The organism is Acetobacter persici (assembly GCF_018256955.1).
Classification (GTDB): domain Bacteria; phylum Pseudomonadota; class Alphaproteobacteria; order Acetobacterales; family Acetobacteraceae; genus Acetobacter; species Acetobacter persici.
On sequence record NZ_JAERKU010000009.1, the window covers coordinates 109,492 to 124,892 of the forward strand.

9 protein-coding genes are annotated in these 15,401 nt (G+C 58.9%); 5 read left to right on the plus strand and 4 right to left on the minus strand.

The genetic code is table 11. The annotated features are described in order from the left end of the window. From JK199_RS11090 to JK199_RS11100, 3 genes are read right to left on the minus strand one after another with little or no spacing between them, the layout of a single operon-like run. A complete protein-coding gene (locus JK199_RS11090) occupies nt 1-1,128 on the minus strand; it encodes an ABC transporter permease (protein WP_086654710.1) in 1,128 nt (375 codons plus the stop codon). After that, nucleotides 1,128-3,899 carry a ribosome-associated ATPase/putative transporter RbbA gene (gene rbbA / locus JK199_RS11095; protein ID WP_244985090.1) on the minus strand — a complete coding sequence of 924 codons (2,772 nt, stop codon included), beginning with the start codon at nt 3,897-3,899 and terminating at the stop codon, nt 1,128-1,130. The genes JK199_RS11090 and rbbA overlap by 1 nt, the downstream gene beginning before the upstream one ends. Then, nucleotides 3,863-4,846 carry an HlyD family secretion protein gene (locus tag JK199_RS11100; RefSeq protein ID WP_212375925.1) on the minus strand — a complete coding sequence of 328 codons (984 nt, stop codon included), beginning with the start codon at nt 4,844-4,846 and terminating at the stop codon, nt 3,863-3,865. The genes rbbA and JK199_RS11100 overlap by 37 nt, the downstream gene beginning before the upstream one ends. Nucleotides 4,847-5,201: 355 nt before the next feature. Here JK199_RS11100 and JK199_RS11105 point away from each other — a divergent pair, with 355 nt between their 5' ends. Genes JK199_RS11105 through JK199_RS11125 form a run of 5 tightly spaced genes read left to right on the plus strand, consistent with a single transcriptional unit; the run spans nt 5,202 to nt 13,847 of the window. After that, nucleotides 5,202-6,899 (plus strand): NAD(P)-binding protein, encoded by a 1,698-nt coding sequence (locus JK199_RS11105; protein ID WP_212375928.1) that lies wholly within the window; start codon nt 5,202-5,204, stop codon nt 6,897-6,899. A gap of 14 nt (nt 6,900-6,913) precedes the next feature. Continuing rightward, nucleotides 6,914-10,504, plus strand: a complete 3,591-nt coding sequence (gene nifJ, locus JK199_RS11110; protein WP_212375931.1) for a pyruvate:ferredoxin (flavodoxin) oxidoreductase — start codon at nt 6,914-6,916, stop codon at nt 10,502-10,504. Between the two features lie 39 nt (nt 10,505-10,543). Then, nucleotides 10,544-11,563, plus strand: coding sequence for a dihydroorotate dehydrogenase-like protein (locus JK199_RS11115; protein ID WP_212375934.1), 1,020 nt, complete (start codon nt 10,544-10,546; stop codon nt 11,561-11,563). A 31-nt stretch (nt 11,564-11,594) separates the two neighbouring features. Continuing rightward, entirely contained in the window at nt 11,595-12,614 is a 1,020-nt protein-coding gene (locus tag JK199_RS11120) for a bifunctional enoyl-CoA hydratase/phosphate acetyltransferase (RefSeq protein ID WP_212375937.1), read from the plus strand. A gap of 42 nt (nt 12,615-12,656) precedes the next feature. Continuing rightward, nucleotides 12,657-13,847: an acetate/propionate family kinase gene (locus JK199_RS11125; RefSeq protein ID WP_212375940.1), complete on the plus strand. Its 1,191-nt coding sequence runs from the start codon at nt 12,657-12,659 to the stop codon at nt 13,845-13,847. A gap of 201 nt (nt 13,848-14,048) precedes the next feature. On the opposite strand, the gene JK199_RS11130 is transcribed toward JK199_RS11125, so the two are convergent. Then, a partial coding sequence (locus JK199_RS11130) for an inorganic phosphate transporter (RefSeq protein ID WP_212375943.1) occupies nt 14,049-15,401 on the minus strand: 1,353 nt, incomplete at its 5' end.

The window sequence follows — 15,401 nt, forward strand, 5'->3', positions numbered from 1 at the left end:
TCAGTCCTGACGGGCAAGCATGGAGCGAAAGCGGAGCAGCGCCATGGCAAGAAAAAGAGTGGAGGAAAACACAATGGCCAGCAGCGAGGGCCAGATACTTTCAAAGCCTGCGCCGCGATACAGAATGGATTGTGAGATTTTCACGAACTGGGTAGTGGGGAAAAACCGCACCAGAGACTGCACAAGGTCCGGCATGCTCTCCACCGGGGTCGCGGCTCCGGAGAGCAGATAGGCCACGGCATAGACAGGCACCACCAGCAGCCCGAACTGCGGCATGGTCGGCGCAATGGTGGCCAGCATGATGCCCAGAGAGGTGACGGAGAACAGGTACAGCACAAGGCAGGCGGTAAACAGAAACAGATTGCCGACAATGGGCACACCGAGCCACAGATGCACCGTCAGCCAGAGGGACAGCAGGCTGGCCACCAGAATGACCGCCCCGTTGGCCAGAATTTTCCCGACGGCGATCTGGCTGGCGGAGACCGGCAGCACCAGCAGATGCTCTATGGTGCCGTGTTCGCGCTCACGGATAACCGCGGCCCCGACCAGAACGATGGAGAGAACTGTCGCGTTGGTGACAACCTGCATGACAGAGGTAAACCATGCGGACTCACTGTTCGGGTTAAAGCGGATACGGCTTTCCCCGTGGAAGGGCATCAGGGCGTTCAGATCAGGCGTATGGAGTTGCGCCTGTGCCTCCGCCATAAAAATCTGTTGCAGATAGACAGCCCCCAGCCCGGCCTGTGTCATGGCGGTGGCGTCAATCAGCTCCTGAACGTCCGGCGTTCGGCCTGCTAGTGTGTCGGCCTCAAAACGGGGCGGGATATCAATCACAAAGTTATAGGTGCCGTTATCCATCCCGGCTTTGCTGTGAACGCGGTCTGTCAGTGTTGGCGGCTTGAAATACGGCGGCAGCACGACGGAGCGGAGCTGGCGGGAAAGGGCGGAATGGTCTTCATCAATAAACGCCACAGTGGCGTTGGAGACATCAATCCGCACGCCATGCGCCACCAGCACAACGGCAAAAGAGAAGGAAAAGACAATCAGCCCCATCAGGACAAAGTCCCGCATCAGGCTGTAAAATTCCTTGCGGCACAGCAGGCCGACATTCATGACCCAGCGCAGCATCAGCTATCCTGCTTTTTAAGGAAAAGGCGCGCCCCGAGCATGTAGACGGCAGCAAAAGCGGCCAGTGCGGCATACATGGACAAAAAAGACCCGACCCCAAGCCCCTTGGTAAAGCTGCCCAGACAGATAAGCTGGAACCATGAGGCCGGAAATGTCTCTGCCAGATAGTAGGTCGCACCCGTCAGGGTGGAAATGGGGTAAAGCAGGCCGGAAAAATTGGCGGACATGATCAGGCAGATAATAGCCGTGCCGAAAATAGCTGCCACCTGAGAGCTGACAAAGGTTGAAATCAGCAGGCCCAGCCCCGTGCAGGCCAGAATATACAGCACAGCCCCCACCGTCAGGCCAAGGAATGACCCTTTGAGTGGCACCCCCAGCACCGTGACGGACAGGACAACCAGCACCAGATAGGCAAGGATGGCCAGCCCGACATAAGGTAACTGCTTGCCCACCAGATATTGCCCGGAACTGGCCGGGGAGGCGTAGAGGTTCATGATGGAGCCAATTTCTTTCTCCCGCACCACGCCAAGGGCTGTCAGCATGGTGGGGATCAGGATAAGGGCCAGCATGATGGTGCCCGGCGTCATGGCGTAAATGCTGCGGAATTCCTGATTATAGGCAAAGCGCGGCACAATATTGATGGGCATCAGACCGGCGGTAGTGGAGGCGGGCAGGGCTTTTTGCAGACTGGCTGCGTATGTCAGCAGCACGGCATCCACATAGGCGCGGACATTGGCGCTCAGGAACGGCATTGCGCCGTCAATCACCACCCCTACAGTAGGGTTGCGGCCTGCCGCCAGATCCCGCCCGAAGCCATCCGGAATATCCAGCCCGAGTGCGACTTGCCCCTGCCGGATACGGGTTTCCAGTGTTGCGCGGTCCGGGGAGTAGGCCGTCTCATGAAAATAGCGGGAGCCACGGAACTGCTCGGCCAGTTCCCGGCTGGCGTGGGTATGGTCATAATCCGCGACGGTATAGCGGATGGTATTGATATCGAACGAGACGCTGTAGGCGGAAATCAGCAGCAGGATGGTCGGGCCAAGAATGGCGAACATCAGGCGCAGCCGGTCCCGCGTCAGTTCCACGGCTTCTCGCCGCGCAAAGGCCCAGCAGCGGGAAAACCAGCGGAGCCACGCGGGAATTTCCCGCGCAGGTGCTGTGCTGGTCTGAGCCTGCTGGGGTGTGCTGGCCGCTGAGACGCTGTTTCCCGCATGTTCAAGAAACGTGATGAACGCATCTTCCAGTGTTGCGGCGTGGGCGTCCTGAATGATCTCCTCCGGAGTGCCCATTGCCAGAACCTTCCCTTTGTCCATCAGGGAAATACGGTCACAGCGGGCGGCTTCATTCATAAAATGCGTGGAGACAAAAATCGTCACATGCTGCTCACGGGACAGTGCGACAAGATGTTTCCAGAACATATCCCGCGCGGCGGGGTCCACGCCGGAGGTGGGTTCATCCAGAATGAGGATGTCCGGAGCATTGATACAGGCCGCCGCCAGTTGCAGCCTTTGCCGGATGCCTAGTGGCAGGCCGGTCGGGCGGGCGTCTGCCTGTTCTTCCAGCCGGAAGTCTGACAGCATTTTAGCAACGCGGCGTCTGGCTTCCGCGCCGGAGAGCCGGAACAGTTCCGCCTGAAGCATGAGGTTCTGCCGGACTGTCAGTTCTTCATACAGCGAGAAGCCCTGAGACATATAGCCAATGCGCATCCGTGTGGACATGTCCCCCGGCGTCACCTTGCGGCCAAACAGGGTCGCGGTGCCGCTGGTAATGTCCAGCAGGCCGGTCAGCATCTTCATGGTCGTGGATTTGCCGCAGCCGTTGGAGCCGAGGAAGCCGAAAATCTCACCCCGCCGGATGCGGAAACTGACGTTATCAACGGCTTTAAACGTGCCAAACTGGCGGGTCAGGTTTTCAGCATCAATAACGGGCGGGCCGCCATCATCCTGGTAGGGCGGAATGGTGAAGTCAGAAATTTCTTTCTGGTCCGCCTCTGGCAGCAGGGAGGTATAGGCGGCCTCGACTGTTGTGGTGCCGGTCTGTTTTTTAACGTCCGCCGTCGGGGCGGAGGCCAGAATACGACCGTCATTCATGGCGACAAGCCATGAAAACCGTTCGGCTTCATCCATATAGGCCGTGGAGACAATGACGGTCATGGATGGCCGCTCGGCCCGCATTTGGTCCACCAGTGCCCAGAACTGGCGGCGGGAGAGCGGGTCCACCCCTGTTGTCGGTTCATCCAGAATCAGCAGGTCCGGGTTATGGACCAGTGCGCAGCACAGGCTGACTTTCTGTTTCATGCCGCCGGAGAGCTGCCCCGCTGGCCGGTTGGGGAAGGGGGCCAGCCCGGTCGCCTCCAGCAGGTGCGTAATGCGGCTGGCGCGTGTGGGGGCATCCAGCGCAAACAGCCTGCCGAAGAAATCAATATTCTCGCGCACGGACAGGGTGGGGTAGAGGTTTTTCCCGAGCCCCTGTGGCATGAAGGCAAGGCGCGTCAGAAACGCTTCGCGCTCTTTTTTGTTACGGATATCCACGCCCAGCGTGTGGATGGTGCCGGTTTGCAGGTGTCGCACCCCGGCAATCAGCCCCAGCAGAGTGGATTTTCCCACCCCATCCGGCCCGACAAAGGCAATGGTCTGGCCTGCGGGAAGGGTGAGGGAGACGTCATGCAGAACATCATGCCCGCCATAGGCGTGGCAGACGCCTTCCACACGGATTTCAGATGGAGGGGGGGGCATTACCCGGCATTGCTCCGCAGGGCGGTTTTGGGCCATGCGGCGTCCGGGCGCTGCCTGATATAGCCTTCACCCGTCATGCCAGCTTTGAGAAGCGCGCCAAGATGCTGTTGTTCTTCCGGCGTGACGCGGAGTTTGACACGATAGACAAGCTGCTCCCGCTCTGTCGCAGTCTCCACATATTTAGGCGTGAACTGGGCCTGACTATCAATAAAGGAAACGGTCGCCAGAACGGGGGTGTCGATGCCATCAAACTTGATACGCGCGTCATCTCCCACTTTCAGGCTGTTCACGGCGGCTGTCGGGAAAAACAGCGTCATATACGGGTCAACCGGGTCCAGCATGGAAAAAACGCGGCCTCCCGGTGCCACCACGCTGCCTGTTTCCACAATACGGTATTCAATCCGGCCTGCTACAGGGGCCCGCAGGGTCATGTCCTCCAGCACGGTCTGGATCTGGCGGACCTGTGCCGCGGCACCGTCCTTTGCGTGCCGGGCTTCCTGCACGGCCTGCGCCGCAGCGGCCACGGCAGCCTGAGCAGACTCAACCTGTGTGCGGCGCTGTGTGACTTCCATGTCTGAAACAAGGTTTTGGCGGCGCATGGTCTGGGCATGCCGCAGTTCATCCTGCGCAAGGCGCAAAGACGCCTGATGCGCTGAAAGTTCCGCACCGGCCCGCTCTGCGGCACTGGCTGCCCGGTTCTGCTGGGCGGTCGCCTGATCATACTGGCTCTGTATGGTGGCAGTATCTTCCTGCGCCAGAACCTGATTGGCGGTAACGCTATCCCCTTCATGAACCAGAAGCTTTGTGATCCTGCCCGGATATTTTGCCGCAACGTCTATGCGCGTTAATTCCAGACGCCCGTTTCCGTAAAGAATGCCATCCGGCACCCGTTCCGCCTGCTGATGCTGGTGCCATGCAAAGGCTCCTCCTGCAACAACAAGGAGAGACGCAGCAATAATCGTGATTTTTACAGGAGCTTTCACAATGGACCTTGTCTGGCAAAAAACGGATGAAGGTGGAGGTGGTGTGCGTTAAAGACGCGGCACTATGCTTAATTCATGACGGAATCGTCAAGTTATTAATGCGTCATTTATATGACGCTATACAGAACCGTTCAGGTCTTGATTAAAGGCGGTTTTGTTAAGGTATTTTCGCGTTGCCCGCCAAATTGACCTAAATCAATGAACCCATAAAAAATCTTCATTTTTCATAAATTTGTAAAGTTGACAGATCGTTCGTGTTTTATATGGTGTGCTGCAACATGACGTGTCGGGCGTACCTGCTGCCTGTTTTGCTCAGAGCCTTAAAATTCGTGCCGCACGTGACGGGAGAACGATAATGCCGATGAAGCTCCACGATATGACGCAGATTATGCAGGACACTGCGCGGCGCGGCGTAGGAAGCCGAAGATGGCAGCGCCCTGTTTACGAACATTTTCTGCCCCCCTGTAATCAGGCCTGCCCGGCCGGGGAGGATATTCAGGGCTGGCTGGCTCACGCGCAGGCCGGCGCATATGAGCAGGCATGGCAGGCGCTTGTAGCCAATAACCCGATGCCCGCCGTGCATGGTCGCGCCTGTTATCATCCCTGTGAGAGCGGTTGTAACCGCGGGGCGCTGGATGAATCCGTGTCTATCCATGCGGTAGAGCGGTTTCTGGGGGATGAAGCCCTGAAAAATGGCTGGGCGTTTGAAACAGCACCGGCCAGCGGCAAGAAAGTGCTGATTGTCGGCGCAGGACCTGCCGGGCTTTCCTGTGCTTACCATTTGGCGCGGCAGGGTCATGCTGTTGAAATCCGTGACGCAGCAACCGAGCCGGGCGGCATGATGATGCACGGGATTCCGGCCTATCGCCTGCCTCGCGCGGAACTCCAGCAGGAAATTGCCCGGATTGCCACTATGCCCGGCGTCACCCTGACATGCGGCGTCAAGGTGGATGATCTTGCAAAAGCCAAAGCCGAGGGCGGGTTTGATGCGGTTTTTGTGGCGGTGGGCGCACAGCTTGCCAACCACCTGAATGTGCCCACCGGGGATGGAAAACGGCTGGTAGATGCTGTCAGTCTTCTGGACGATGTCAGCGCACAGAAAAAGCCGCAACTTGGTCGCGTGGTGGCGGTTGTGGGCGGCGGAAACGTGGCGATGGATGCCGCCCGCACGGCAGAACGCCTTGGTGCGCGGGATGTGGTGATTGTCTTCCGGTATGATCAGGACCACATGGAGGCGCTGCCGGGTGAGGCGGCGGAGGCTTTTGCTGAGGGCGTCAAAATCCGCTGGCTGAGTGTGGTGGACCACTTCGGGGCGGATGGCATTACGGTCGAGACCGTCACCATGAACGAGGATGGCAGCGTCACACCGACGGGGGAAACCAAAACGCTGGCTGCGGACTCTGTGGTGATGGCTGTCGGGCAGCATAGTGATCTGTCCCTGCTGGCGACAACGCCTGATGTGACGGTGCAGAAAAACGATACGGTTGCCGTGGATGCCACAACCCTGATGACCGGCGCTCCGGGCATTTTCGCGGGTGGGGACTGCATTGGCGGGGCCCGCACCATGACGACGGCCACCGGGCACGGCAAACGCGCAGCGCATGCAATCCATGCCTATCTGAAGGGTGAGGCCTACGTGCATCCGGAAAGCCATCCTGTTGTCAGCTTTGATATGCTGCATCTGCCAGACTATCGGGATGCACCGCGCAGCAAACAGCCCGAACGCGCGCTGACAGACCGCTCCGGGTTTGAGGAAGTGACCGGAGGGTTAACCGAGCGTCAGGCACGGTATGAGGCCGGTCGCTGCCTGTCCTGCGGCAACTGCTTTGAATGTGACAACTGTTTTGCTGCCTGCCCGGAGCAGGCCATTACGCGGCTGGGGCGCGGGAAGGGGTATGAGGTGTCCATGGACCTCTGCACGGGCTGTGCGCTCTGCGCCGCCCAGTGCCCCTGCCACGCCATAGACATGCAGCCAGAACCACCGGATGACCACGCCGCGACGGGGAACCTTGGGGAGCCTGTTGCTCCGGCCAGCTTCAAAGTGCGTGCGTGAGAGGGAAAAGCGTCATGACCGACCAGAGTGTGACCGTAAAAAGTGTGACCATGGATGGCAACACGGCTGTTGCCCATATTGCCTACCGCGTGAATGAAGTCTGCGCCATTTACCCTATCACGCCGTCCTCCACTATGGCGGAGCTGGCGGATGCCTGGTCAGATCAGGGGATACGTAATATCTGGGGTAGTGTGCCGGTGGTGCAGGAAATGCAGGCCGAAGGCGGGGCCGCCGGATGTGTGCATGGTTCCCTGCAAACCGGCGCTCTGACCACGACCTTTACAGCATCACAGGGCCTGATGCTGATGATCCCCAACATGTTCAAGATTGCGGGGGAACTCACATCGACCGTTTTCCACGTTGCTGCCCGTGCGCTGGCAGCCGGGGCATCCTCCATTTTTGGGGATCATCAGGATATTATGGCTGTCCGGGCCACGGGGTTTGCCATTCTGGGGGCCAGCACCGTGCAGGAAGGGCATGATCTGGCCCTGATTGCGCAGGCCGCAACGCTGGAAGCGCGTGTTCCGTTTATTCACTACACGGACGGGTTCCGGACATCGCACGAATATAACGGGCTGCATCTGGTGCCGGATGAAACCATTCGCGCCATGATTGATGATAAGCTGGTTCTGGCGCACCGCAAACGCGGCCTTAGCCCTGAAAATCCGTTTATTCGCGGTACATGGCATAATCCGGATACTTATTTCCAGAGCCGTGAATCCGTGAACCCGTTTTATCAGCGGGTGCCCGATATCGTGCAGTCCGCCATGGACCGTTTTGCGGCGCTCACTGGCCGTCAGTATCAGCTGTTCCGGTATGAGGGCGCACCGGATGCCGAGCGGGTTGTGGTGTGCATGGGCTCCGGTGCGGAAGTGGTGCGTGAGACGGCAAAATGGCTGTGCCAGCAGGGGCAGAAGGTTGGCGTGTTGCAGGTGCGCCTGTTCCGGCCGTTCTCGGTGAAGCATTTTCTGCAAGCGCTCCCCAAAACCGTCCGCTCCATTGCCGTGCTGGACCGCACGAAGGAGCCGGGCGCGCCCATGGAGCCGCTGCATGCGGATGTGGTGGGCGTTCTGGCCGAGGGCGTGGGGGAAGGGCTTTTCCCGCATATGCCGCGTGTTATTGGCGGGCGGTATGGCCTGTCCTCCAAGGATTTCAACCCGGCCATGGCGCGGGCGGTGTTTGATGAACTGGCAAAGCCAGCCCCCAAAAACCATTTTACCGTCGGTATTCTGGATGATGTGGGCCAGACCAGCCTCACATATGATGAGAATTTTGACATTGAGCCGGAAGGCACGGTGCGGTGCCTGTTCTACGGTCTGGGCGCGGATGGCACGGTGGGGGCCAACAAGAACAGTGTTAAAATTCTGAGCGAAAAACCCGGCTGGTTTGCGCAGGCCTATTTTGATTATGACTCCCATAAATCCGGCGGCGAGACAGCCTCGCACGTCCGGTTTGGCAAAAGCCCGATTACAGCGCCGTATCTGATCCGCCATGCGGATTTTATTGCCTGCCACAAGTTTGATTTCCTGTTCCGCAGGGATGTGCTGGGGGCGGCGAATGACGGCATTTCTTTCCTGCTGAACAGCCCGTATGGACCGGATGAAGTCTGGGACCATCTGCCCCGTAAGGTGCAGGATCAGATAGTTTCCAAAAAGCTAAGGTTTTTTGTGATCAACGCGTCGGACGTTGCGCTGAAGCTCGGGCTTGGCCCGCGTGTAAACACCATTTTGCAAACCTGCTTTTTTCATCTGTCCAACGTGCTGCCAGCGGATGAGGCTATTGCGGAAATCAAGGCGGCCATTCAGAAATCTTACGGCGCAAAAGGGGATGCTGTCGTTCAGCTCAACTTCCGTGCTGTAGATGCCGCGCTGGATGCGCTGCATGAGGTCAGGGTGCCAGATCAGGCAACGGGTACAGTGTCGATGCCGCCGGTTGTGCCGGAGACTGCGCCGCTCTTTGTCAAACAGGTGACTGGTGAAATTATTGCGGGGCGCGGGGATCTGATCCCGGTGAGCCATATGCCGGTCGATGGAACATTCCCCGGTGGCACCACGCAGTATGAAAAACGCAATATTGCGGTGGAAGTGCCTGTCTGGGACCCGGACACCTGCCTGCAATGCGGCCAGTGCAGCATTGTCTGCCCGCATAGCGTCATTCGCGCCAAAATGTATGATGTGGCGGATCTTGAAGGAGCGCCTGCCGCTTTCAAATCCGCGGACATCAATGCGCGGGGGTATCCGGACTCCCGTTTTACTCTCCAGTTCTATGTGGAAGACTGCACAGGCTGTGGCGTGTGCGTGGAAAACTGCCCGGCGATTGTGCCGGAAACAGAAAAACGCGCGATCAATATGGGTGAAAAACTGCCTATTCTGGAACAGGAACGCCAGAATATCGCGTTTTTTGAAAAATTGCCTGATATGGACAGGACAAGCATCAACGAGGCCAATGTCCGTGGGGTGCAGTTCCTTGAGCCTCTGTTTGAGTTTAGCGGGGCGTGTGCGGGGTGTGGTGAGGCCCCATATCTGAAGCTGATTTCCCAGTTGTTTGGTGACAGGCTCCAGATTGCAAACGCCACGGGTTGCTCTGCTATTTTTGCGGGAAATACTCCTGCCCATGCCTGGAAAGCGAATGCTGACGGGCGCGGGGTGGCATGGTCCAATTCCCTGTTTGAAGATAATGCCGAATTTGGTCTGGGTTTCCGCATCGCGGCGGATGAACAGACCAGTCTGGCCCGCCAGCTTGTGCAGAAACAGTCTTCTCTGGTGGGTGAGGATCTGGCGAAAGCCCTGCTCAGCGCCTCGCTGCATACGGAAGCGGATTTTGCAGAACAACGGCGGCGGGTTGCAGCCCTCAAGCAGAAGCTGGAAGGGGTGGACGTCCCGGACGCGATCATGCTGCTTTCCGTGGCAGACTTCCTGATCCGCCGCTCTATCTGGATTGTCGGCGGGGATGGCTGGGCGTACGATATTGACTCCGGCGGACTGGACCACGTGCTGGCACAGGGCCGGAACGTGAATGTGCTGGTGCTGGATACGGAAGTCTATTCCAACACCGGCGGCCAGTCCTCCAAGGCAACGCCGCTGGGGGCCTCCGCCAAGTTTGCGGCAGCAGGCAAACGGGCGCCTCGCAAGGATCTTGCCATGCAGGCTATTTCCTACGGGAATGTGTATGTGGCGCAGGTTGCTATGGGGGCAAACCCGGAGCAGGTGGTGCTCGCCATGCGGGAAGCCGAGGCGTATGAGGGGCCATCCATCATTCTGGCCTACTCCCAGTGCATTGCGCACGGTATTGAGATGCGTACAGGCATGAAGCAGGCGGCGCGTGCGGTGGCCTCCGGCTACTGGCCTCTGTTCCGGTTTGACCCGACCATGCGGAAAAGCGGGCTGAACCCGTTCCGGCTGGATTCAACCCGTCCGCGTATACCGCTGGAAGACTATGCCTATAAGGAACTGCGCTACAAAACCCTGACCCGGACGCACCCGGAGGCAGCGGCACACATGCTGCATCAGGCGCAGGCAGCGCTGAATGAACGCTACCGCCTTTATGAGGATCTCGCCGCCCGTGATGGCAGCCGCTTCCTGCCGCACTGGGAAGATGTGGACTGAAGTAACCCGGAACATGAGGCACAAGGGAGTTCAGAACTTATGAACCTTGAAACACAGTATCTGGGGCTTTCCCTGCGGCACCCGATTGTGGCGTCTGCATCCCCTCTGACGGCCGATCTGGGCCATATTCTGCGCGTAGCGGATGCCGGGGCGTCCGCCATTGTCATGGCCTCCATTTTTGAGGAGGACATTGCCGCGCAGGAGGTGCGTGATGCCGCCCTGTTTGAAACCGGGGAGGACAGTCACCCCGATGTGAATGGCGGCTATTTTCCTGCCGTGCCGGAAGCCACCGTGCTGGACGGGCGGCTTTCCGTGTTGCGGCGGGCCTCGGAGCGGGCCGGGGTGCCGGTTATTGCCAGCCTGAATGGCTGCACGCAGGCGGGCTGGGTCCATTTTGCCCGCAAGCTGGAGCAGGCCGGGGCCGCCGCGATTGAGCTGAACTTCTGGCACATGGCGACCGACCCGGATGAAACGGGTGCTGAGGTCGAGGCACGGTTTATCGCTATCCTCAGCGCGATAAAAGCGGACGTGACAATTCCTGTCAGCATCAAGCTGCCGCCATTTTTCAGCGCGCCGGGCAATATGGCCAAACGGCTGGTGGAGGCGGGGGCTGCGGGGCTTGTTCTGTTCAACCGGTTTTATGAGCCGGGGCTGGACCTGCATCCGGTAGTACCAGAAGCTGATGCGCAGCTCAGCACATCCTATGAGCTTCGGCTGCCCCTGATCTGGACGGGCTTGCTGTCTGGCAGGCTCAGGACCAGTTTTGCGGTCTCTGGCGGTGTGAACTCCGGTGAGGATGTGGTGCGCTGCCTGCTGGCCGGGGCAGATGTGGCGATGGTCACCTCCGCGTTGCTGCGGCATGGCCCGGCATTTCTTAGCACCATGCTGGCGGATATGCAGGCGTGGATGGGCGCACGGTCTGTTGAGAGTATCGCCAGCCTGAAAGGGCAACTGGCCGCACAGGGCAGCGCCCGGAGAGCCGAGACATTCCTGCGGGACCAGTATCGGCGTATTTTATCATCGACGCCAGTTTTTGGCACACCGGTTTTTGGGCAGTAAGCGCATCATGTCTCAGCAGGATAACCAGACCATGCCGTCGTCTCCTTCCGTGCAGGGGGCTGCCCCGCAGCATTATGTGCAGGACAGTGCGGATATGCCCGCAGCCTCCGGAGCCAAGAGCCATCAGGCCTTTGAAACTCTGATTGAGCGCGCCAGACAGCTCCCCGGCAAAGTAGGCATCGGCATTGTCTGGCCGTGTGAGCCGCACGCGCTTGAAGGCGCGATGGATGCCGCGCAGCAGAATATTGTGGAACCGGTTCTGATCGGCCCGCGATCCCTGATTGCCGAGGTGGCGCAGAACTGCGGGATTGATCTGGGTGGCACGAAAATTGTGGATGTCGCGACCCCGCAGGACGCAGCCGCGCAGGCTGTGGCGCTGGTCCGCGCCGGGCAGGTGCATGCCCTGATGAAGGGGAGTCTGCACACAGATGTGTTGATGCACGCCGTTGTCTCACCAGAGAGTGGGTTGCGCACCGCCCGCCGGGTGAGCCATGTTTTCCTTCTTGCGGTGCCTTCTTATGATGATCTGATTTTTGTGACGGATGCGGCTATCAATATCTTCCCGGACCTTACGGTGAAGCGGGACATTGTCCAGAACGCCATAGACCTGCATCGTGGCCTCGGGCTGGGTGAGCCGCGTGTGGCGCTGCTCTCTGCGGTGGAGACCGTAAACCCTAAAATTCCGGGGACGGTCGATGCCGCGGCCTTGTGTAAAATGGCGGAGCGCGGGCAGATTGAAGGCGGCGTTCTGGACGGGCCACTGGCTATGGATAATGCCGTGAGTCTGGATGCCGCCAGAATTAAGGGCATTACCTCACCCGTTGCGGGGCGCGCGCAGATCCTCGTGGTGCCGGATCTGGAAGCAGGCAACATGCTGGCCAAGAACATGATTTTTCTGGCCGGAGCAGATTCCGCCGGGGTTGTGCTGGGGGCCAGCGTGCCGGTGTTGCTGACAAGCCGGGCAGATAGCGTGCAGGCGCGTCTGGCCTCCATTGCCATCGGCGCACTCTACGCACGCCATCTGCACCCCGAAAGCGCGCCTGCCGCGTAGCAGCGGATGCAGGCAGGAAGAGCCAGAAAAAGGAAGTCATGGATGCAGGACGTTATTATTGTTTTTAACAGTGGCTCTTCCAGTCTGAAATTTACAGTTTACGATACCGCTGACAGCCAGAAAGCGACGGTGCTTCTCAAGGGGGAAATTGAACAAAGCCCGGCAGGGGCGCGTCTGCACGCCAAAAATCATGAAGGCGTTGCGCTGCCGCCCGAAGACTGGTCTGAAACGGGCTTAGATATTTTTGATCATCTGTTCCGCTGGATGGAACAGTTTTCCGGCAAAGGGCGGGTTGTGGCTGTCGGGCACCGTATTGTGCATGGTGGCGCGGATTTTCTGGAACCTGTTAAAATTACGCCCGAAGTTTTGCACAAGCTGGATCAGCTGACGCCATTTGACCCGCTCCATCAGCAGGCCACACTGGCTCCTGCAAAAGCCATTGCGCAAAAGCGGCCAGATCTCCTGCAGATCGCCTGTTTTGACACCACATTTCACAGCACCATTCCCAGAGTGGCCCGGCTTTTGCCTCTTCCTCGCCGGTATGAGGCGCGGGGGGTGGTGCGCTATGGTTTTCACGGTATTTCCTACAGTTATATCGCTCAGCGTCTGACACAGATTGACCCGGCCCTTGCAACTGGCTGCACCATTATCGCGCATCTGGGCAGCGGTGCGAGCCTGTGTGCGTTGAAGGACGGAAAAAGCCTTGAAACCACAATGGGGTTTTCAGCGCTTGACGGGCTGATGATGGGCACGCGCTGCGGGGCGATTGATCCGGGTGTGCTGCTCTATATGGTGCAGGAAGAAAAGGCGGACTGGCGCGCGCTGGTGCAGACACTGTACCATGAGTCCGGTCTGCTCGGGGTCTCTGGTGTTTCGCCGGATATGCGGGTTCTGCGTGAGATGCTGGCGCAGGATCAGACGTCTGCTCAGAGTCAACAGATCGCTGAAGCCCTGAGCCTGTTTGTGTACCGTATCCGGCAGGAGATTGGCGCTTTGGTGTCCGTCATGGGCGGGCTGGATGGACTGGTCTTTACCGCAGGAATTGGTGAGCATGATGCTGCCTTGCGGCAGGAAGTGTGTCAGGTTCTGGAATGGGCAGGAGTGACGCTGGATGCTGAGGCAAACCGCCAGAATGCACCGGTTATCAGCGCCCCCGACAGCCGGGTAAAGGTGCGCGTCACACCGACGGATGAGGAACGTGAGATTTATCTCAGTGTCCTGAAATTTCTCTGATGTTGTAAAACTAATGCGTTAAAGACTGTAAGCATCCGCGCAAAACTGGCTTTGTGCGGGTGTTTGGGTTTGTAGGCTGAGCTGGCCAGAAAAAAGGCGCCGTCCCATAGAGGGAGGCGCCTTTTTTGTTGGGGCCTTGGTGGCCGTCTCTGGTCCCTCCGGCCCGCGTTCTGGAAACGGGGCCGGAGGGCAGGGAGGTCGTCAGAAAATCTGACGGAACAGCACGTAGAGAAAGCCGGAGATCGCCATGGCGGCGGGAAGCGTGGTGACCCATGCCAGCGCCATGGAGCGCAGCGTGGACAATTGCAGGCCGGATCCGTTTGACCACATGGTGCCAGCCACACCACTGGACAGAATATGCGTGGTGGAGACGGGCAGACCATACCGCTCAGCCAGACCGATGGTGGTCATGGCGACCAGTTCAGCAGAGGCCCCTTCAGCGTAGGTCATGTGGGTCTTGCCGATTTTCTCACCCACCGTCACCACAATGCGTTTCCAGCCAACCATGGTGCCAAGCCCGAGCGCGATGGCGACGGAGATTTTCACCCAGAGCGGGATAAAGCGCGTGCCGCTGTAAAGGGAGGACTGGAAGGATTTGAGAGACTTCTTTTCGTCCGCATTAAAGCCCTGCGCATCCCCCATCACGCGGATGGCGTCTGCAACCAGATACATGTCTGTACGAACGTTGGGGACAGCCGCAGCCGGAACGGCCTTCATGGAGCCATAGGTTTTGACGGAGGTGGAAATGTCCGTGCTCAGAACGGACAGAGCACCGAAGATTTCAGGAGAGGAGACAGCTTTGGCACGCAGAGCGGCACCAACAATGTCACGCGCCTGCTGCTCCGTCAGGTTCGCCGGGGTGCCTGTGCCGTGGCTGGCGAAAATCTGCTGCGCATGGCCTGCGGATTCAATAAAGGCAGGCATCGCACTTTCCGGCATGGCGCGGTTGAGCGCGTAGGCCGTGGGGGCGGCACCAATCAGAATGAGCATGATAAGCCCCATGCCTTTCTGGCCGTCATTCCCGCCATGGGAGAAAGAAACACCTGTGCAGGTAAAGATCAGCAGACCACGGATCCACAGCGGCGGCGGTTTATCACCTTCCGGTGCGCGATACAGGGCTTTGTTTTTTATCAGCAGCTTCATGACAAACAGCAGAAGAGCCGCCATGAGAAAGCCGCAGGCGGGGCTGAACAGCAGAGCGGAAAATACCTTCTGCACCTGACCCCAGTCGACACCCTGCGTCGCGGCACCTGCCGGAGCAAGGATCTGGTTGGCCAGACCCACACCCATGATAGACCCTACCAGCGCGTGTGAGGAGCTGTTGGGAATACCAAAAGCCCAGGTGGCGAGGTTCCAGACAATGGCGGCAATCAGCAGCGCGAAGATCATGGCATAGCCAGCGTTGCTGCCAGCCTGAAGGATCAGTTCAACCGGAAGCAGGGTGACAATGCTGTACGCCACTGCGCCGGTGGAGAGGGCAACGCCCAGAAAGTTCCAGAACCCTGACCATACAACCGCGACCAGCGGCGGAAGGCTGCGGGTGTAGATCACGGT